Source organism: Bacillus licheniformis DSM 13 = ATCC 14580 (assembly GCF_000011645.1).
GTDB classification, from domain to species: Bacteria; Bacillota; Bacilli; order Bacillales; family Bacillaceae; genus Bacillus; species Bacillus licheniformis.
On sequence record NC_006270.3, the window covers coordinates 3604441 to 3623052 of the forward strand.

20 protein-coding genes are annotated in these 18612 nt (G+C 44.2%); 2 read left to right on the forward strand and 18 right to left on the reverse strand.

Annotation, left to right across the window (positions count from 1 at the left end):
- Positions 1–6: 6 nt before the first annotated feature.
- The 10 genes from flgK to TRNA_RS40160 all read right to left on the reverse strand — a co-directional run bounded on the left by flgK (position 7) and on the right by TRNA_RS40160 (position 8300).
- The gene (flgK, locus tag TRNA_RS40115; protein ID WP_003185709.1) at positions 7–1530 is read right to left on the reverse strand and encodes a flagellar hook-associated protein FlgK; all 1524 of its coding nucleotides are present in this window, start codon (positions 1528–1530) and stop codon (positions 7–9) included.
- Positions 1531–1545: 15 nt separating this feature from the next.
- Positions 1546–2022, reverse strand: a complete 477-nt coding sequence (locus TRNA_RS40120; RefSeq protein ID WP_003185711.1) for a flagellar protein FlgN — start codon at positions 2020–2022, stop codon at positions 1546–1548.
- An 18-nt stretch (positions 2023–2040) separates the two neighbouring features.
- Positions 2041–2307 (reverse strand): flagellar biosynthesis anti-sigma factor FlgM, encoded by a 267-nt coding sequence (gene flgM / locus TRNA_RS40125; RefSeq protein WP_003185713.1) that lies wholly within the window; start codon positions 2305–2307, stop codon positions 2041–2043.
- A 79-nt stretch (positions 2308–2386) separates the two neighbouring features.
- Positions 2387–2806: a TIGR03826 family flagellar region protein gene (locus tag TRNA_RS40130; RefSeq protein ID WP_003185715.1), complete on the reverse strand. Its 420-nt coding sequence runs from the start codon at positions 2804–2806 to the stop codon at positions 2387–2389.
- Positions 2807–2864: 58 nt separating this feature from the next.
- On the reverse strand, positions 2865–3599 hold the full coding sequence (locus tag TRNA_RS40135) for an amidophosphoribosyltransferase (protein ID WP_011198352.1): 735 nt from the start codon (positions 3597–3599) through the stop codon (positions 2865–2867).
- Positions 3556–3840, reverse strand: coding sequence for a late competence development ComFB family protein (locus tag TRNA_RS40140; RefSeq protein ID WP_003185718.1), 285 nt, complete (start codon positions 3838–3840; stop codon positions 3556–3558). Before TRNA_RS40140 ends, TRNA_RS40135 begins: the two co-directional genes overlap by 44 nt.
- Before the next feature lie 54 nt (positions 3841–3894).
- Positions 3895–5289, reverse strand: a complete 1395-nt coding sequence (locus TRNA_RS40145; protein WP_003185720.1) for a DEAD/DEAH box helicase — start codon at positions 5287–5289, stop codon at positions 3895–3897.
- A gap of 120 nt (positions 5290–5409) precedes the next feature.
- A complete protein-coding gene (locus TRNA_RS40150) occupies positions 5410–6252 on the reverse strand; it encodes a DegV family protein (protein ID WP_003185726.1) in 843 nt (280 codons plus the stop codon).
- A 119-nt stretch (positions 6253–6371) separates the two neighbouring features.
- Positions 6372–7061: a two-component system response regulator DegU gene (gene degU / locus TRNA_RS40155; protein WP_003185730.1), complete on the reverse strand. Its 690-nt coding sequence runs from the start codon at positions 7059–7061 to the stop codon at positions 6372–6374.
- A gap of 81 nt (positions 7062–7142) precedes the next feature.
- On the reverse strand, positions 7143–8300 hold the full coding sequence (locus TRNA_RS40160; RefSeq protein ID WP_003185733.1) for a sensor histidine kinase: 1158 nt from the start codon (positions 8298–8300) through the stop codon (positions 7143–7145).
- Between the two features lie 213 nt (positions 8301–8513).
- Here TRNA_RS40160 and TRNA_RS40165 point away from each other — a divergent pair, with 213 nt between their 5' ends.
- Complete coding sequence (locus TRNA_RS40165; protein WP_011198353.1) at positions 8514–9152, forward strand: YigZ family protein; 639 nt, start codon at positions 8514–8516, stop codon at positions 9150–9152.
- 14 nt (positions 9153–9166) lie between these two features.
- Positions 9167–10243, forward strand: a complete 1077-nt coding sequence (locus TRNA_RS40170; RefSeq protein WP_003185737.1) for an LCP family protein — start codon at positions 9167–9169, stop codon at positions 10241–10243.
- Positions 10244–10327: 84 nt separating this feature from the next.
- On the opposite strand, the gene TRNA_RS40175 is transcribed toward TRNA_RS40170, so the two are convergent.
- From TRNA_RS40175 to tuaD, 8 genes are all read right to left on the reverse strand, one after another.
- Complete coding sequence (locus TRNA_RS40175; RefSeq protein WP_003185738.1) at positions 10328–10702, reverse strand: YunG family protein; 375 nt, start codon at positions 10700–10702, stop codon at positions 10328–10330.
- Between the two features lie 119 nt (positions 10703–10821).
- Positions 10822–11886: a glycosyltransferase family 4 protein gene (locus TRNA_RS40180; protein WP_003185739.1), complete on the reverse strand. Its 1065-nt coding sequence runs from the start codon at positions 11884–11886 to the stop codon at positions 10822–10824.
- Positions 11887–12016: 130 nt separating this feature from the next.
- Positions 12017–13198, reverse strand: a complete 1182-nt coding sequence (gene tuaH, locus TRNA_RS40185) for a teichuronic acid biosynthesis protein TuaH (protein WP_011198354.1) — start codon at positions 13196–13198, stop codon at positions 12017–12019.
- Positions 13199–13225: 27 nt separating this feature from the next.
- Entirely contained in the window at positions 13226–13984 is a 759-nt protein-coding gene (tuaG, locus tag TRNA_RS40190) for a teichuronic acid biosynthesis protein TuaG (protein ID WP_009329674.1), read from the reverse strand.
- A gap of 29 nt (positions 13985–14013) precedes the next feature.
- A complete protein-coding gene (gene tuaF, locus TRNA_RS40195; RefSeq protein ID WP_009329675.1) occupies positions 14014–14688 on the reverse strand; it encodes a teichuronic acid biosynthesis protein TuaF in 675 nt (224 codons plus the stop codon).
- Positions 14689–14729: 41 nt separating this feature from the next.
- On the reverse strand, positions 14730–16184 hold the full coding sequence (tuaE, locus tag TRNA_RS40200; RefSeq protein WP_009329676.1) for a teichuronic acid biosynthesis protein TuaE: 1455 nt from the start codon (positions 16182–16184) through the stop codon (positions 14730–14732).
- Between the two features lie 63 nt (positions 16185–16247).
- Complete coding sequence (locus tag TRNA_RS40205; protein ID WP_009329677.1) at positions 16248–17177, reverse strand: NAD-dependent epimerase/dehydratase family protein; 930 nt, start codon at positions 17175–17177, stop codon at positions 16248–16250.
- Positions 17178–17194: 17 nt separating this feature from the next.
- Complete coding sequence (gene tuaD / locus TRNA_RS40210; protein ID WP_011198356.1) at positions 17195–18526, reverse strand: UDP-glucose 6-dehydrogenase TuaD; 1332 nt, start codon at positions 18524–18526, stop codon at positions 17195–17197.
- Between the last annotated feature and the right edge of the window lie 86 nt (positions 18527–18612).

Consider the following 18612-nt stretch of genomic DNA (forward strand, 5'->3'; position numbering starts at 1 on the left):
CTCTACCTACCTTCCCACGACACCCATGCCGTTAATAATCTTATCGAGGACTTCGTCCTGCAGCGTAATCATTCTCGCAGCCGCGTTATAAGCATGCTGGAATTGGATCATGTTCGACATTTCTTCGTCTAATGATACGGCGCTAACAGACTGTCTGTTCAATTCAGCAGTGTTTACAAGCGTTTCTGTATTTTTGGCCAGTCTGTTTGTTTCCTGAGCTTTTACGCCCATTTCACCGATGATGCCTGCGTAATAGTCTAAAACGGTCGTCGTTTTGTCACCGATTTGAATTTTCTTGGTGAAGACATTAGCGAGATTTGTCGCGTTGGCGTTGTCGCTCGCTTCACCATTCAGCGATGCGGCGACTTTATCGCCTTTTGAATTCATGATCTCATCGGCTACTTTGATTTTGCCGGCGGCTCCCTTTGCAGGCTCAGCCTCTCCTCCGGTAAATTCAAAGAAAATGCCTCCCGGTTCTCCCGATGAAGTAAACCCGCTTTGATGGACTGCATTAAACTCTTTCGCAAAAGCAAGCGCCATCGTATCCAGATCTGCGAGCATTTCGGGATACAAACCTTTTTCTTCACCGTTTGACATATATCCGTAAGATTCGATTAAACCGAGCAGGGACCCTTTGCTAGTAAACGAATCGATGCCGATGTCCGTCCCGCCGAGGGAAACGCCCGTCACAAGGCCTGTATCGTTGTCGTAATTCACTTTGACAGTTTCAGTCGTGAAGTTTGGCCCGTCAAGAACCTTGCCCAGAGACTGGCCGTTTACGTCAAGGACTTCTATTGACACAATGCCTTCAGCGGTTGCGAGTGGATTGCCGCCGGTTTTCGCATAGCTGACTTTGATATTAACCATTGAAGACAGTTCATCAAGGAGCTGATCACGCTTATCGTACAAATCGTTCGGGAGATAGCCGTTCGGCTCGACTTTGGCGATTTGCTCGTTCAAGCTGTTCAGCTGGGACAAAAGCGAGTTAATCGTCATCACATTTTGATCAATCTGGTCGCCTAAATTTGATTGAACGGTTGTCAGCGATTCATACAGAGTGTTAAATGTATCGGCGACCGCCTGCCCTTTTTGCGCAACAACAGAAGCAGCGCTCGGTTCGTGGGCGTTGTTCGTCAATTCCTGAATGGAATTCCAGAATGAATTCAGAACTTTGTTTAGTCCGGTGTCGTTCAGTTCATTCATAATCCCTTCCATTTGGTTAAAAGCGTCCACTTTTGCATTGTAATAGCCGGCCTTTGTATTCTGCGTCCTGTATTGATAGTCCAGAAAGCTGTCCCTAACCCTTTCAACCGAACCGATTTCAACGCCTGTACCCATCTGGCCTGCAAGTCCGACAGAGTCTCTTGATACGGACGGATAAGGGGTTGATGCTTTAAATGTAACACGCTGTCTTGAATACCCTTCGGTATTGGCGTTGGATATATTGTTTGCTGTCACGCTCAGAGCTGATTGCTGCGCGGACAAGCCTCTTTTTGCGATTTCCAGCCCTAAAAAAGTTGGATTTGTCATCTTTTTCACTCCGTTCTAAGCTTTTGAATCGAATAAAGAAAGCCGTTTCACCCCGCCTGTCTGGTTTGGCTGCTGCTCTTTTCCGTAATTCGAACCGCCTTCATTCGGAAGGAGCATATCAAATGTAAGCGAGATAAATTGAAGCGACTGAAAAGTCAGCTGCTTGTTCAAATCGTTCACATCCTTCAAACGGGTGACGAGCTGTGAGAGCTTGGCATACAGCTGTTCCAGCACCTTTTTCTCGCCGCCCGCAGCTTTGCTGATACATGCGCTGATCGTCGCGTCCGAGCTGCCGATACAGCTTTTAGTTGCTTCAATGCGGGACTGCTCCGTTTGTTCAATGGCCTGCACATACTTTTGTTCTTTCGTCACGATTTCTGAAAGTGCCTTTATTTCGTTCGTCTTCAGCGCCTCCGTTTTTTGTTCCGACAGAGACAGCAGATGTTCATGCAGCACGCATAAGCGCTCCAGCTCTTCAATCACCCGTTTCACTGAACTGACTTCCTCCTTTTATTGCTGTTTATAAAAATTGACCATTTTTTCAGCTATGCCTTTGCCGTCAACTTTGTACGTTCCATTCTCCACGGCTGCTTTCAGCTGGGCAATTTTCTCCTGACGCTCCTTCATTAAATCAGGGCCTTTTTGCAGCTCCTTTGCTTTCGCGGAAATCTCAACTTTGTCTTCCGGCTGGGCTGCTCCCTGTGAAGAAGCTGTTTGTTTTTCAAATGATTTATGATAAGGATTAACAGGTTGTGTTCCATATTGGTTGATCTTCATGGGATTCCTCTCACTTTCCGCCATAGTTATCTATGATCATACTCATTTTATCGTCTGAGCTTCAAGTTAGTTTAGGGAATCAGTCATTTTTGGGCTTAAAGGTATAGTACGTGCCTTTAGAACTATTATTTCTCTCTCTTTCAAGCTGCTCCAGCTGGTCTAATTGACTCATTTGCGATGCCAAATCCTGCTCGCATGACATGCAATAACGTCCTTCCCGAATAAGCGTGCCGCACCTTTCGCACGGATAGCCGAGATTCGGGAAATTAGAGATTTGAATGCGTTTCTGTCTAATAAACTTCAATATTAACTCTTCTTCGACACCTGTTTTTTCTACGATCTGAAACATCGTGGACTGCCGGTTTTCCTGTTTTTTCAGAAATTTATAAACAATTTCATACGCGCGCTCTTCTTCTTTCAAGCATGAAGCGCAAACGGTTTGAAAACTGCTTTTCATAAACAATGCGTTACATCTTGGACAATTCGCCAATTGACTCATAAACTTTGACCCCTATCCTTAAATTCTATTTTTTATATCGGCAGGGAAGAAAAATGATTTAGCTTCTAATTAATGTATATGATGATACAGATTTTGCTTCTCCGGATGTCATCAGGCAATCAGCGGCATGATGAAGGGTCGCTCCTGTCGTATACAAGTCGTCAATCAATATGACATCCAGATTCTTTACTGACCCCTTTTCGGTTCTAAAAACGGTTTTTGGCTTAATTCGCTCTTTCCTGCTTTTTTTGGATTGTTTTTCATTTTCGATTCTGATCAAGGGATGAATAACGGGTATTTGTAATAAGGAAGCAAGACGCTCCGCCTGATTAAATCCCCTCTCCGCTTTACGTTCTTCACTGAGAGGTATCGGAACTAAAACAGACGGGCTGCGGCGGAAGTATTGTTGAAAAGCGCTGATAAATGAAGGGGCAAAAGCGAAGACCAGTTCAGCATCACCTCTGAACTTAAAACGGGCAAGGACTTCTTTCATGAAAGTATTGTAGAGATAAACAGAGCGGTTTTGCCTCAAAAGAGAGCGGGTTAACGGATTGGCCTCCCATTTTGCGCAGTCACCGCACAGCTCTTCGCTCCCCTGTGGCCGTCCGCACTTAGGGCATACGGTTCCTTTGATCTCGATAAAGTTCTCTTTACATTCCCTGCATATTTTCTCTTCTGATCGTAAAAAGAAAAAAGAATGCCATGAGAGAGAATGTAAAAGAGGCGCTGCACAAATTAAACAATTCAGTTTATTCCCTCCCTCTTCGATTGCTTGCGCAAAGCGGGTTTTCATTCACCTTTCTGGCAGCTTCAGCCAAGGTGACAAGCATTGATGTATTCTTTTGTTTGTCAACGAGCTCTGCTTTTATGTAAGCCAGCTTCGACTGATCTGTTACATATTGCGGTTTTACTGCATTTAAAGCCAAGGCGAGCACATCCTCCCTGCACCTGCTGCACGTACAGCTCATGTGCAGCTGATCGATATACTGATCAAACAACTCTTCCAAAACAGCTTCTTTGGCGTTGACTAGCATCCGGCACCGCTCCTCATTTTATATTCATAGGTATACTTTACCATGAATATCAGACTAGTCAATCAACATTTCCTTTTTAGACATTTTATTCATGTTTTGAATATGACGTCGTGCCGCATTCATCGACTTTGTCCTGCCGTAATGAAAGAAACAGACGTCTCCATCTGTGTGCTCGGGATGCCTGCCGGCTCTTCCCGCCATTTGGACGAGGGCGCTTTCGGTAAAAACCGCCGACTCTGCCCCCAATACTCCAACCTGCGCTTTTTTGACGGTCACTCCTCTTTCCAAAATCGTTGTTGTCACGAGCACCTCAAGCTTACTTTCCCTAAACCGGTTCACTTTTTCATTTCTGTCAGGGTCATCGGCATAAACTCCTTCAGCGCGAAATGTTTCCTTTTTCAGCACACTGACCACAGATTTAAGAACAGGGACAGAGGGAACGAATAAAAAAACCGGTTGCTGCAGTTCTTGGTGCTTAAAAAGCCATTTTTTGAGGCGAAAAGGAACTTTTCTTCGTTTCAAACTCTTTTTCCAATTTCCGCACCAAATCAATGTAGGTTCAGGCAAGGGGCTGCGGTGGAATCTCGCGGGAATACGGACGGTGTCCAGCTTTCCGCTCTCAGCCCTTTTTTTCATATCTGCTGAAGGCGTGGCAGTTAAATAGATGTGAGCGCTTTGCCGTTTTGCCGATTTTTTAACAGCGTATTGCAGCGTGTTATCAATAGAATACGGAAAAGCATCCACCTCATCTATGATGATCACGTCAAATGCTTCTTTATAGCGGAGCAGCTGGTGGGTAGTTGAAATGATAAGCGGCGAGAGATTCCCAACGTCTGAGCTTCCTCCGTACAAAGCGGCAATTTCCACCCCTGGAAAGGCTTGGCGAAACCGCGGAGCAAGCTCGAGTACGACATCGGTTCTCGGAGTAGCGATACATACTGTCAAGCCGTTGTTCAGCGCGAATTCGATCCCTTGAAAGAGAAGTTCTGTTTTCCCCGACCCGCAAACCGCCCAGACCAACAGTTCTTCTTTTCTTCGTATAGCATTGATAATGGATTTGGCCGCTTTCTCCTGACCTGCTGAAAGCGCGCCTTTCCACTCCGTATGAACAGGCGCCCATTTATGGCTGACATGCATGTGCCAAGTCAACAGAGGCGTACAATCGCTCACCCTGCCCATCATGACGCAGGATCGGCAGTACACGCAGCATTTACTGCACCGATAGCAAGGATACCGGGCGAAAAATGAGCGTTCGTGCTGGCCGCACCTCAAACAAATAAAGCCTTTCTTCGTTTTTTTAATACCTTCCTCCGTTTTTATCAAGCCTTCTTGGATATGCCAATCAACGACGGATTCACGAAAAGGAAGTTCGCTTTTCAGAAGGTGGCGCTGCTCCAAACATGACCGCAATTCACGGGTATAGAATGCCGGTTGTTCGATGTGAATCACCTCCAATCTGCCATTTAGTATCTATCATCCATGGTTTCTTGTAAAACAGTCAAAATCTAAAAATCTCCCTTCAAAACAGTTGAAAAAAAAATCTCCGTTTTGCAAAACGGAGATTGGCTTTTATACTGTATACCAGGCGATACCCATCGCTCCTTCACCAAGGTGAGTGCCGATCACAGGCCCGAAATAGCTTTTATAAAATTCGACATGTGCATATTGCTTCGACAATTCTTCGATTATTTGATCGGCTTCTTCTTCACGGTTGGCATGAATCACAACCGCTCTCAGCGGCTTTCCTTTCTCGGCATCTTCGCCAAAAAGCTCAAATAAACGGTTCATCGCTTTTTTTCTCGTCCGGATTTTCTCGTAGGGAACGATCAGCTTGTTCTCAAAATGCAAGATCGGCTTTACTTTTAAAAGGCTTCCGACAAAAGCCTGGGCGCCGCTCAGACGTCCTCCCCTTTGCAAATGTGAAAGGTCGTCAACCATAAAATAAGCCCTCATCGAGGTTTTCATATGATCCAAGTGGCGGATGATTTCCTCAGGAGCCGCTCCTTTTTCCGCCATCTCAGCCGCCTCGATCGCATAAAAACCCTGAGCCATGCAGCTGATTTCCGAATCAAACGGATACACTTTAATTCCTTCAAGCATACCGCTTGCTGATACAGCGCTGTTGAATGTTCCGCTGATGCCGCTGGAAAGGTGGATGCTGATGACCGCGTCATATGTTTCACCGAGTTTTTCATAGAGAGAAATCAACTCGCCGTAGGCGGGCTGGGAAGTCGTCGGGAGATTTTCGTGGGCTTTTACTTCTTTGTAATAGTCCTTCCAGCTCATATCGATCTCTTCCCTGTATGAAGTCTCTCCAAAGATCACATTGAGAGGTATCATATGAATATTGTAGCGGTCACGCAGGTCTTTAGGTATATATGCCGTACTGTCTGTTACTACTGCTGTTTTCATGAAATAAACCTTCCTTATGAAAGATACTCTTTTCTATTCTAAAAGAAAAAGCAGCTTTTTTCATTATAAAGTTTAATTTTCTGCCAAAAGAAAAGACCTGCCTTATGGCAAGTCCATCTTTATCTCATTTCTACCCAGCCGTTTTTAATGGCTACAACAACAGCCTGCGTTCTGTCGTTTACATTCATTTTTTGAAGGATGTTGCTGACATGGTTTTTAACCGTTTTTTCACTGATAAATAATGATTCGCCGATTCCGCGGTTGCTTTTTCCATCCGCCAGCATCTGCAGTACCTCGCATTCCCTTCTTGTGAGAATGTGAAGAGGTCTCCGGATTTCCGGATACACCTCATGCTGAGCGTGAGATGATACACCGCTTGTTGCAAGACGGCGGAATTCATTCACAAGATTGTGTGTAACCTTAGGATGCAGATAAGATCCGCCTTCAGCTACTACTTTCACGGCTTCGATCAGCGTATCGGCATCCATTTCTTTCAGCAGATAGCCCCGGGCTCCTGTTTTTAATGCATGTGTAACATAGTTTTCGTCATCATGGATGGATAAAATAATAACCTTTGATTCCGGATACAAGTCGACCAGTTGTTTTGTCGCTTCTACTCCGTTCACATTCGGCATATTAATATCCATGATAACAACATCAGGATGGTAGTGCTCGACAATGCGAGCCGCTTCATCTCCGTCGTCTCCTTCGGCCACTACCTCAAAGGTAGGTTCGAAATCCAAAATCCGTTTGACACCTTCACGGAATAACTGATGATCGTCAATAATTACAATATTTACTTTAGTCACAAGCTACGCCTCCCCATTCTCATTGTTAAACACACCGCTTTTATGGTCAATATGTCTTTTGTCTCTATTTTACAATTATCTTTACAAAGACAGTGGAACTTTAATCAATATAAATGTCCCAAGACCTATTTTCGAATCGATTGTCATTGAGCCTTCGAGCAAATCGACTCTTTCTTTCATACCTAGCAGACCGAAAGATTTGTTCTTCTTGCCTTTTACTTCTTTTAAGTCAAAGCCGTTTCCATTGTCTTTGATAATCAGCGTCACAAAATCTTTTGTCACTTCTACTTTAACATGAATTTCAGTTGATTCGGAGTGTTTTAAGGCGTTTGTCACCGCTTCCTGTGCAAGCCGGAATAGTGCAACCTCAAACCGCGGTGCTATTCTTCTTTCTTCGGATTCTCCGATGCATTGGAAATGAATCTTTGCTTTTCCATGATAATCTTCGATCGTGTTCAAGTATTTTCTGAGCGTCGGTATCAATCCCAAATCGTCTAAAGCCATCGGCCTTAAATCATAAATGATTCTTCTGACTTCATAAAGAGCATTTCTGACGTTTTGCCGGAGGTTTTTAATTTCCTGAAAGCCTTCTTCTGTTCCTTTGTCTCTGAAGATGCGTTCGATCAGTTCAGATCTCATCATAACGTTGGCCAGCATTTGCGCAGGACCGTCGTGAATTTCCCTTGAGACCCTTTTTCTTTCTTCCTCCTGGGCTTCGATAATCCGCAGTCCGAAATCCTGCTTGGCCTGCGCATCTTCAAGGAGAACGCCGACCTGGCGCAGATCCTGATTTAAGTAGTTTAAGACGACGGTAATCTGACTGACAAGCCCTTCTGAACGCTCGATGATTTCCTGAAGCCCCAAAAGGCGCCGTTCCAGATCATCACGCTTCTCTCTCAGCTGCTTTTCCCGCTGCTGGATCATTGTCAGTTCAACCTGCAGTTTGTGGGCTTTTTCATAAGCTTCGCGAATCTCTTCTTCACTGAATTTATGAAAGTTTCTGCTGACCTCTGACAAGCGGTTCCGCGCATGGCGGGCATGCACTTCCAGCCTGTCTCCAAGATCGATGACTTCGTTGACCTGCTGTTTAATCTGTTTCAGCTCTTCTACCAAGCCTTCGTATTGCTGGCGGGACTGCTCTCCGATTTGAAAGACTTCATCCTTGCTCCCGTCAACCGTTTTTAACATCTTCATAATGATTGAATCTAAAACTTTGGAGTCCATTTTGGAAACGCTCACCCATTTTCCCTCCGTAACAGCATTGTCATTTAGTTTTATCATAAATTTCATTGAACTGAAATTCGTGTCGAATTATAATGAAAGAATGCGTATTCTGGTTTTTTTATGGTTACCGATCCATTTCTATTTAATCATAACAAAATACGCGCCAAAATTCTAAGTCTGTTCGATTTTTAGGAGAACAGCCGCAGGCTTGTCAGGAGGTAAGCAGGCATGCTGCAAAGCTATCTGACTGTTGCAGGTGAAGGGACCCATGAAATCGTGATTGAAAAATCCCGGTTTATATGCCACTTGAGCCGCGTCAGTACTGAAGAAGAAGCACAGAACTTTATCAACCACATAAAAAAGCAGCATTGGAATGCGACGCATAATTGCTCGGCTTACGTCATAGGAGAAAATGATCAAATTCAAAAAGCGAATGACGACGGAGAACCGAGCGGGACAGCGGGCGTACCGATGCTTGAAGTTTTGAAGAAACGCAACCTTAAAGATACATGCGCCGTTGTGACGAGATATTTCGGCGGCATTAAACTCGGCGCAGGAGGATTGATAAGGGCTTACGGAAAATCCGTGTCAGAGGGGCTGAACCATGTCGGCGTTGTCGAACTAAAGCTGATGCGGGTCATGCACACCACTGTGAACTATACATGGATCGGCAAGCTTGAAAACGAGCTTCGCGAGTCCCCTTATCAAATAAAAGACGTTCACTATGCAGACGATGTCGAATTTGAAACGTATGTCAAGGAAAGCGAAAAACAGGCATTTACGGAATGGATAACCGAATTAACAAATGGCAAGAGTGAGAATAGAGAAGGCATTCAAGTCTATTTGGAAGAAGCTTTTAATAATTAAAGGAGAATCATCTTATGGCTGAGCGTATTAAAGTGAAAGTGCGGAAAAAAAAGAATAAAAAGAGAAGGCTGATTAAACGGTTTATAGTCCTTATGCTGCTCGCACTTCTCGCAGTCGGCGGAGTGGGCATATATAAAATTATAAACACGATTTCCGCGGCTGACGGCACTTATGATGAGCTTGAACGCGGAGAGAAGTCGAAGCTCAGGGACGATGTTGTTGATATTCAAAAAAAGCCGTTCTCGATTCTTTTTATGGGGGTTGAAGATTATTCGACAAACGGCGAGCACGGCCGGACGGATTCCCTGATTGTCGTGACGCTCGATCCTAAAAAGAAGTCGATGAAAATGCTGAGCATTCCGCGGGACACAAGGGTTCATTTGGCCAGCGACACAACCGGCACAAAAACAAAAATTAATGCGGCCTATGCAAAAGGCGGCAAGGATGAAACAATTGAGACGGTTGAGGATTTCCTCGGAATCCCGATCGACTACTATGCAACGGTCGATTTTGACGGGTTTAAAGATGTCATCGATGAAATCGGCGGAATCGATGTCGATGTGCCGTTTGACTTTAGCGAAAAAAGCGATGTCTCCAAATCGAAGAGAATCTATTTTAAAAAAGGAAATATGCATCTAAATGGTGAGGAAGCTCTTGCCTACGCAAGGATGAGAAAACAGGATAAGCGTGGAGACTTCGGGAGAAACGACAGACAGAAGCAAATTTTAAAAGCCGCTCTTGATCAAATCTCAAAACCGCAAAACCTCGCTAAAATTGATACAATTGCCCAAAAAGCAAGCAAAAACATTCAGACGAATTTTAGAATCACGCAGGCGCTGGCGCTTCAACAAATTTACAGCGGCTTTGCCGGCGATGATATCAAAACATTAAACATCACAGGACAGGATCTTACGATTGCAAATGTTTACTACTTTGAGCCTGACCAGCAAAACCTGGAAAACGTGCAAAATGAATTGACCCATCATTTGTACCCGGACTCAGCTGCCGATTCGAGCGGAACATCGTCTGAATCTTCCGCAACCGCTGACGGTGCGGACAGCTCAGCTGAATCGTCTGCTGCTTCTTATTGATCGGCTCTGTTGAATGTTAAATTCATAAATGAATAAATTGAAGGGGAACTCTTTATATATTTAGGGTTCCCCTTTCTTTTTAAGCTAGCGTAACTTACTATTTGAACAAGGCAAATGATTGATCATACTATGCTTTAAATAATTATACTGTTTTTCGCTGGTATCTGAGAATGCCTCGTCTCTATTTGAGGGAATATCCATATACAGGATGTCTTCTTTGAATTGAGAAACCGTTAAATCATATCTTTTACCATTGACAAAATTATAAAAATGCCACCCTTCAGGCAGCTTTGTTTTCTTTATTTCTCCACCTAATATATCATTTACGACTAGCGCGGTTACGCCGCATTGTCCCTTGGCAGGGTTATCCTTACTCCATTTTGAACTTGAATCTGAAGACCAGGATTTATACAATGCTTTCACTATTTGTTCGATTTGTCCAAGGTAATGATCATCCATAAATAACCCTCCTTTTCATAAAGTTTTAGTTATTCAGCCATTATTAAAAACCCGCTTATGATACTTCCGGAAATGCGGTAAAAATAAAACCCCTGGAAACCAGGGGTTTTTTGCGTTCATTAATTCCTCTTCACCATCCGCCTGTAAAACTTCGTAAAAGGCTTGTACTGCTCATTTACAAGGCCTGTCACCTCTGCGATGATCTGCATGAACAGTATTAAGCCGAAGATGATGAAGATGGACACCCATAGGGTTGCGGTTTTTAAAAGAATGGCGCTCAGGCTGAAGACGACGCCGATTAAATAAATGACGATAACGGCTTTCCGATGGGACAGGCCGAAGGCCATCAGCCTGTGGTGAATATGCGATTTATCGGGAGCCGAAATCGGCTGCTTGTTTAAAATCCGCCTGATGATCGCAAATGTCGTGTCAAATATCGGCACTCCTAATATAATAATCGGGATGACGACGCTGAACAGAGTCACGCTTTTATACAGCCCCAGCAGCGACAGAACCGAGATCACATAGCCCAAAAACAGCGAGCCCGTGTCTCCCATAAAAATTTTCGCCGGGTGGAAGTTGTAGAACAGAAAGCCGACCGTGCTTCCGATGACTACCAGCGACAAAGAGAAGATCAAGATTTTATCGGCAGAAAACGCCATGACGGCAATCGTCGAGAGGCCGATGACGGATATACCCGCAGCCAGTCCGTCCAATCCGTCGATTAAATTGATGGCATTGGTGATCCCGACGATCCACAAAATCGTCAACGGGTATGCGAGCCACCCCAAATCAAAGCGAAGATCCCAAAACGGAATCGATAAAAATTCCATTTTCAAGCCTGTACTGACGATGATGCAGGCTACTAATACTTGTACGATAAATTTAATTCTCGCGCTTAAATTGTATTTGTCATCTACAATGCCTAAAATTACGATCATAAAAGCACCGAGTGTAATTGCTGTTATTCTGTTTTCATAAAGGCCGCCGGCAAACGAACCGGTCAATACTCCTATAAAAATGGCTAAACCGCCCATTCTCGGCATTACTTTATCATGTATCTTTCGTTTATCCGGCTGATCCACGACCCCGGATTTGATTGCTAGACGTTTGACAAGCGGAGTAATAATTAAAACAGTAATGAGAGAGACAAAAAACGCAATTACAGTGCGTTCATAAGACATAAGGAAGTCTCCTTTTTAAATGAAGTCTGGTCGTATAAAAGATCATACCTTTTCATTATACAATTTCATTATTTATTATAACAAGCTCCAGCCAAAAGAAACATCACGAATTAATATCCCCCGCCGCAAATTATGCATCCTTATTCAAGTTCAATTTATCAAGCATCATTAAAAATAGATGATGCCAGTCTCTTTCACGTGCGATCTTTCTGCGCAGTTCCACATGGGAAACATCATCATGCGCAAGCTCCAGCTCTTCACAAACCGCTGTAAATTCAGCGGGGTCGTTTCCTGTTAAATGACGGTAAACGTGTTCCTGTTCAACCTTTTCCGTTGAAGGGAGGTTCATACCTGCGACAGGCTTTCCGGCAGCCAAAAATTCAAACAGCTTTAAAGGAAATACCGCATTGTTATATGGCGACGGTTTATACGGCATGATACCGATATCCACTACATTCATATAAGCTGGTACTTCTGACGGCGCAGCGGGGCCCGTCCAGATGACATTATCTTCTTCAAGAAGCGCTTTAAAATCTTCGTCTCCGTTTGTCCCGTCAGGACCGACAAATAAAAATGTCCACTCTTTTTTTGTTCTGGCAGCTTCTTTGACGAGCTTAAAATCGAGCTTCGGCTTGATTCCTCCGATAAAGCCGAGGACGGTTCCTTCCCTTCCCTTCAATACATCCGCTTTTTGCATATTTTCTGCAAACAAGCTGTACTCCACACCGTTTTCGATTGTAAAAACCGGCTTTGTCTCTCCTTGAAGCCGGTCTGCTACATTTTGTTGCAAGTATTCGGAAGTGCAAAAAATCGTATCAGCAGCTTTGATGATTCTGCCTTCAGCTTCAAAAATGACCTTTTGCCTGAATCCTGAGACAAGGCTTTGGCTACCGCTGATCGGGGCCGCCCACAGGTCGCTGCAGTCATAGATGACCTGATCCCATTGATAAAGCGACGACAGCAGCGGAAAGCCGGGGAAGGTGTACCATAAGCACACCTTTTCTCCCTGAACGTCTTCTTTCAGCCGGTCAAGCAGCGGCTTCAGCTTGCTTTGATAGAAAACATCTTTGTAGCGGGCAAACCTGAATATTTTCTTTTTCAAAAAATCTTTGACTGCAAATTGCTTGATTCCGTTGTCAAGCAATGTAAAAGTCTCACGGGAAGGATTTTCAGACGGACAAACCCAAATGACTTCCTTCGTCTCCTTGCGGCCTGCTAAAAACTCAGCAAGGCGGTGCCTTCTGTATCTTAGCTGATCCTGCCCCCATTCACCTGTCGCTACTATGACGTGTATGAATTGATCTGCTTTCACTTTCAATCACCTTTTCTGTCAATGCCGTTATAATCTTTTCATTACTGCGTTCTTAGCGTAATGGAAAAAGCACCATGTCGCTTTCATCAAGTGAAGTCGTTCGATTTCCCTGTATACGTACCAGGTTTTTCGCGCCGCCTTCCACTTGTTTCTGGAGATCGATGTTTCAACGATGCGGTATTCCGCGAGGGGTTCGTTCAGTCCATATGCCTTGAACCCCCGCTTTAATACGGACAGCCATGTCGCCAAATCCTGGCGGGTTCTAATATTCGGCATCCGGATATCACCCGTTTGTTCTCTGTCAATCATCACCGTCAAGCAGCCGATGATCGTATTTTTTAATACATCATCATATGTAAGGCTTACGGGTGCATGAATGGTTTTATGAAGCGGTTCGCCGTCTTGGCTGATCAGCTCGTATGCCGTAAATGAGAAAGCATGCTGATGCTTTCTCATGAAGGCGAGCTGCTTATCCAGCTTTTCTGCTTTCCAAACATCATCGCTGTCCAAAAAGGCGACATAGCGCCCTTCGGCTTTGCTGAGCGCCGCATTTCGCGCCGCTGCAGCACCTTGATTCTCTTTCAGAAAAATGGCATGGATCCGCTCATCATCTTCTTCATAGCGCTTCAAAATGTCTCTTGTCCCATCTGTTGAGCAATCATCGGCAATGATCATTTCCCAGTCGGAAAACGTCTGATTTAAGACGGACTTAATGGTTTTTTCGATAAATTCCTCCGCGTTATAGGAAGGCGTAATGACAGAGATTAAAGGTTTTTGCCTCGTCATGGTCCTGATCCACATCCCCAATTAAAAATTTAACGTTCTCTGAAAACTTCCGGAATGACAATGATAAAAAATGACAGCGCTAAACCGATCAGTACGCCCAGCACCGCTCTTTTCTTAGGCGACATGCCGGCAGCCTGGTTATCAAGCACGATCAACGGCTCAATTTCTTCAGCAGCCTTCATATCAAGCTTGCTTGTTTCAAGCTCATACAAAAACCGCTGTTTGTCAACTTTGGAATCAGCGCTGACTGTTTCGTCTTCAAGCGCCTTAATATTCTTTTCAATGACTTCTTCTCTTTTTGAGAACAGCGCCTTATCGCCTTTCATATAGGCATCTTTAATTTTTCCTAAAGTATCCAATGTTTCCTGTTTATCAGGCCCTGTGTAGCTTAAGTTGAAAAGTGAATCCGTTCTGATTTCAATCGCCAGATCGTCTTTCAATTGCGCCAGATCCTCTTCCGGCATATCCGGGAAAATGTCCTTTAAAAAAGCTTCGTTTTTCAACAGCAGCGGCACTTGCTTTGCATTGTTGTACTTCGCTTCTCCATAGTTCCCGGTTGATATCGTTACAGTAGCCGTGTAATTAGATGGAGCAACGCTTCCCTTCGGCATAAAATAGCCGACAAGACCAAGAATAAGAGGAAGCGCAATAATCGCCACAATAAACTTTTTCACTCTACCAGCAATACGTTTGATTAAATTCATCACATGAATTTCTCCCTGTTTTTAAATTCGATTTTCAAAAATCACCTATACTGTTCGGTTTCATCCGTTCCGCAGACTCTAAAGGTATTAACCGTCGCAATCACAAGCGCGAGGAACACCCAATGGAAATATAAATTCGAGACGGAACTCGGACTGATGCTTGACACAAGGAAGGCGACGAGCGCGGCTGTCAAACCTTCAATAAGAAGCTTTGGCCGTCTTCCAAGCGATCTTTTATAATATCTGTAAAGCACGGTTATTAAATAAATGTACATCGTTAAATAACCGAGCATCATCACCACTCCAAAATTCGTCATGATCTCAACGAGCCAGTTATGAACCTCCACGACCCGGTCCGTATCGAACAGTGCATGATGCTCCAAATAATATGGCACATTGCCGGCGCCGACGCCAAATCCGTAAGTATCCAGCACATAATGCCCGGCGTTTTTCAACAAATTCGCCCTGGCGACATTGGATGGCAGCGGCTCGCTGAAATCGTGTGCGGTTTGCGGAGCCAAAAAGTATGTATAAAAAGCTCCGGTAATCTTTCCTGCAAACAGTGTGACAAAAGCGATACATCCTGCAGCTGCGGCGATGAGCGCCCATTTTTTAAGCACCTTCGGCAGCAAAATGAACACATAAACGGCAAGGCCGGCTATGACCCCCAGGATGCTGGCTCTTGATCCAGTCAGGAAAATCAAGTATGCCGAACAGAACGCAAGGAGCAGCCCCGCTATTTTTAAGTAGCTGTTTTTAATGTTTTTGAAAAAAGATAAATAAAAGAAAAAGCTGATGGACAGAAATGTCGCAAAGTCATTCTGGTTGAAAAAAACGGATGTCGGATAGTGCTGTTTATAGTGCGGCCCGTTATAAAGGGTCGAGCTCGGCAGGTGGTTTAACGTAAAGTGATTGTAAAACCCGATGACCATTAAAAATACGGTCATGACAAGCCATATGTAATAAAACGCGAGAATACGATCCATTTTTTGAAAAAACATGACAACCAGAAAAACCAAAAACATTCCCATTGCCAATAGGAACAGATATTTTATGCCATCAGTGGCAGACTTGACCCATAGCAGCGAAATCAGTCCATAGCAGAACCAAAACGCGAAAAACATCAGAATGCCTTTGACATGCACCTGCTTCCACTTTTCAAGGTGCTGGCTGCCTTTCAACATTTCCGCTATGAATAAGAATCCTGCCAGAATCAGAAGTATTCGATATGGAAACAGGCTGAAAAAGCCCAATTTAATCGCAAAAAAAGCATTGTTGGCAAAAGTTGCAGCGATGAGCAGATATAATACGGGCATCAGCAATTGCTCGGACGACAAATACTTCCGGAGCACAACGATCACAGCCAGCGCAATCAAAATTAGACACGCCAGCAAGATTTTTTTTGCATTGGACTGGGCCAATACAACGAATGCTAACCCTGCGGTCAATGCGGCGAGCCAAACCAGAACATTGACCGCGGAACGTTTGAGACTCATTTTTCCCCCTCCTTCCGCTTCTTTCTGGAAAAGGGCTGCCGACATCAGCCAGCAGCCAGTGATTTACGTATTCATTTCTTTTTTATAATATGAAATGGTCTTTTCCAGTCCTTCAGCAAGCGGCATTTTTGGTTCCCAGTTTAAGATTTTCTTTGTTTCTTCATTACACAGTGTGCTGTGGCGGATATCCCCCGGCCGTTCATCTTGATAAATCGGAGAAAGCTCAGAGTTCGTCGCTTTTTTCATCTCTGTAAACAGCTCATTGACCGTGATGGAAAAGCCGTTTGAAACATTTAAACAAACGTTTGATTGAGCTTTTAGCGCCTTTACGTTGGCACAAGCTACATCACCGACATAAATAAAATCGCGTGATTGTTCTCCGTCTCCAAAAATTACCGGAGCCTTGCCGCTGGTCAGCAAATCGGAGAAAATCGATACAACGCCGCCCTCTCCTTTTGCATCCTGGCGCGGCCCGTACACGTTGCTGTACCGCAAAATGCAATACTCGGTTCCATATAGATCATAAGCCAGTTTTAAATAGTTCTCCACTGTAAGCTTCGTCAGCCCGTAGGGTGAGCCTGGGTTTGTTTGGTGACGGGTGTCGACAGGCAGGTAATCCGGATTTCCATAAACAGCCGCTGATGATGCAAAGACGATCTTTTTCACATTGCATTCACCAGCTGCTTTAATGATATGGAGCGATCCTCTGATATTGATGTTTTCATCATTTAAAAAATCGCTGACAGACTCCGCTACGCTTACTTGTGCAGCTAAATGAACAATATAATCGGGATCAATGCTTTTGATGACGTCGATGACTTCCGGCTTCGTGATATCCTGCTCATAAAAGTCAATTGGGAGACCGTCAATGTTGGAGCGGTGTCCCGTAGTTAAATTATCAAGAATTGAAACCCGGTAATTTTCTTTTAGAAGCTGTTCAGCAATATGCGAGCCGATAAATCCGCATCCGCCTGTCACTAGTACTTTTTCCATTGTTATCCCCCCGTTGTTTATACGTTGGTCAGGATTCCTTCTCCCTGTACTTCCGGCCGTCCGATTGAATGGTAGATCATGCCTTCGTTTCTCATTTGTTCAATTTCAAATATATTTCTTCCATCGATTAAGACGGGGTTTTTCAAAGCAGACTTAAGTTTGGCAATATCCATGTTCTGTACTTCCGGCCACTCCGTCAATATGACGCACGCATCCGTATCCTGAATCGTCTCATACAGATCTTCGCTGTAAACGGCTTGATCGCCGAGAAGCTTTTCTGCTTCAGGTACAGCAATCGGATCAAACGCTTTGACTTTAGCACCGAGGCTTCTCAGCATCGGAATGACATCCAGAGACGGCGCCGAGCGCATATCGTTAGTATTCGGCTTGAATGCCAGCCCAAGAACCGAAATGGTCATGCCGTTTAAATCGCCGAACACATCAAGGAGCTTTTGCACAATGTGGGCGCGCTGCTTTTGATTCGTCTCGATGACAGCTTCAATCAATTTAAAAGGATAACCGACTGACTTCGCGATTTGCAATAAAGCCATCGTGTCTTTAGGGAAGCAAGAGCCGCCAAAGCCGATTCCGGCTTTTAAAAATTTACTGCCGATTCTGCTGTCGAGTCCGACGCCTTCAGACACCTTGGATACATCAGCTCCGACCCTTTCGCAAATATTCGCGATATCATTAATGAACGAGATCTTTGTAGCCAAAAATGCATTTGCAGCGTATTTAATCATTTCTGCACTTTCAAGGTTAGACTTGACGATTTTCGTTTGAAATGGCTTATGAAGCTCTTCAATAATGGCAGCAGCCTTTTCGCTTGTCGCGCCGATGACTGCTCTTTCCATATTCATCGTATCGTAAATAGCTGTTCCTTCACGAAGGAATTCCGGATTCGACACGACGTCGAAAGGGAATTCCCCTTTTGAATTGCGTTCTATAATGGCTTGTACGAGCTTTCCTGTTCCAACAGGGACAGTGCTTTTGTTGACGATGACTTTATAGCCGTTCAGGTGCTTCCCGATCATTTCGGCAACGGATTTAACAAATGTCAGATCCGCTTCCCCTGTTTCCGACATCGGTGTACCGACTGCAATATAAATAATCTCAGCTTCTTCAATCGCTTTTGGAATATCAGTAGAGAAAAATAAGCGATTTTCGTTTACGTTTTTATCCACAAGTTCTTTTAGGCCGTTTTCATAAATCGGCATCACTCCGGCTGAGAGTCCTCTTATTTTTTCAGCATCAATATCGCAGCAGACAACCGAGTTTCCCACTTCGGCAAAACAAGTTCCAGACACCAGCCCGACATATCCCGTTCCAATGACAGCGATTCTTTTCAACATTATCATTCCCTTCTTTCAGCTGACCCTTCAAATCCAATAGCTTGATTTAGGTAATGATCTTTATCTCTTTCTATTGAAAAAAT

Excerpts from the sequence above, each read along its gene's own strand:
- TRNA_RS40180 (WP_003185739.1), bottom strand. The coding sequence starts at position 11,886 with ATGTCTTATGAACGCACTGTAATTGCGTTTTTTGTCTCTCTCATTACT.
- TRNA_RS40170 (WP_003185737.1), top strand. The coding sequence starts at position 9,167 with ATGGCTGAGCGTATTAAAGTGAAAGTGCGGAAAAAAAAGAATAAAAAG.
- TRNA_RS40205 (WP_009329677.1), bottom strand. The coding sequence starts at position 17,177 with ATGGAAAAAGTACTAGTGACAGGCGGATGCGGATTTATCGGCTCGCAT.
- TRNA_RS40175 (WP_003185738.1), bottom strand. The coding sequence starts at position 10,702 with ATGGATGATCATTACCTTGGACAAATCGAACAAATAGTGAAAGCATTG.
- TRNA_RS40135 (WP_011198352.1), bottom strand. The coding sequence starts at position 3,599 with ATGAAAACCCGCTTTGCGCAAGCAATCGAAGAGGGAGGGAATAAACTG.
- TRNA_RS40130 (WP_003185715.1), bottom strand. The coding sequence starts at position 2,806 with ATGAGTCAATTGGCGAATTGTCCAAGATGTAACGCATTGTTTATGAAA.
- TRNA_RS40140 (WP_003185718.1), bottom strand. The coding sequence starts at position 3,840 with ATGCTAGTCAACGCCAAAGAAGCTGTTTTGGAAGAGTTGTTTGATCAG.
- tuaG (WP_009329674.1), bottom strand. The coding sequence starts at position 13,984 with ATGACGAGGCAAAAACCTTTAATCTCTGTCATTACGCCTTCCTATAAC.
- flgK (WP_003185709.1), bottom strand. The coding sequence starts at position 1,530 with ATGACAAATCCAACTTTTTTAGGGCTGGAAATCGCAAAAAGAGGCTTG.
- flgM (WP_003185713.1), bottom strand. The coding sequence starts at position 2,307 with ATGAAGATCAACCAATATGGAACACAACCTGTTAATCCTTATCATAAA.
- tuaE (WP_009329676.1), bottom strand. The coding sequence starts at position 16,184 with ATGAGTCTCAAACGTTCCGCGGTCAATGTTCTGGTTTGGCTCGCCGCA.
- TRNA_RS40150 (WP_003185726.1), bottom strand. The coding sequence starts at position 6,252 with ATGAAAACAGCAGTAGTAACAGACAGTACGGCATATATACCTAAAGAC.
- TRNA_RS40165 (WP_011198353.1), top strand. The coding sequence starts at position 8,514 with ATGCTGCAAAGCTATCTGACTGTTGCAGGTGAAGGGACCCATGAAATC.
- tuaF (WP_009329675.1), bottom strand. The coding sequence starts at position 14,688 with ATGAATTTAATCAAACGTATTGCTGGTAGAGTGAAAAAGTTTATTGTG.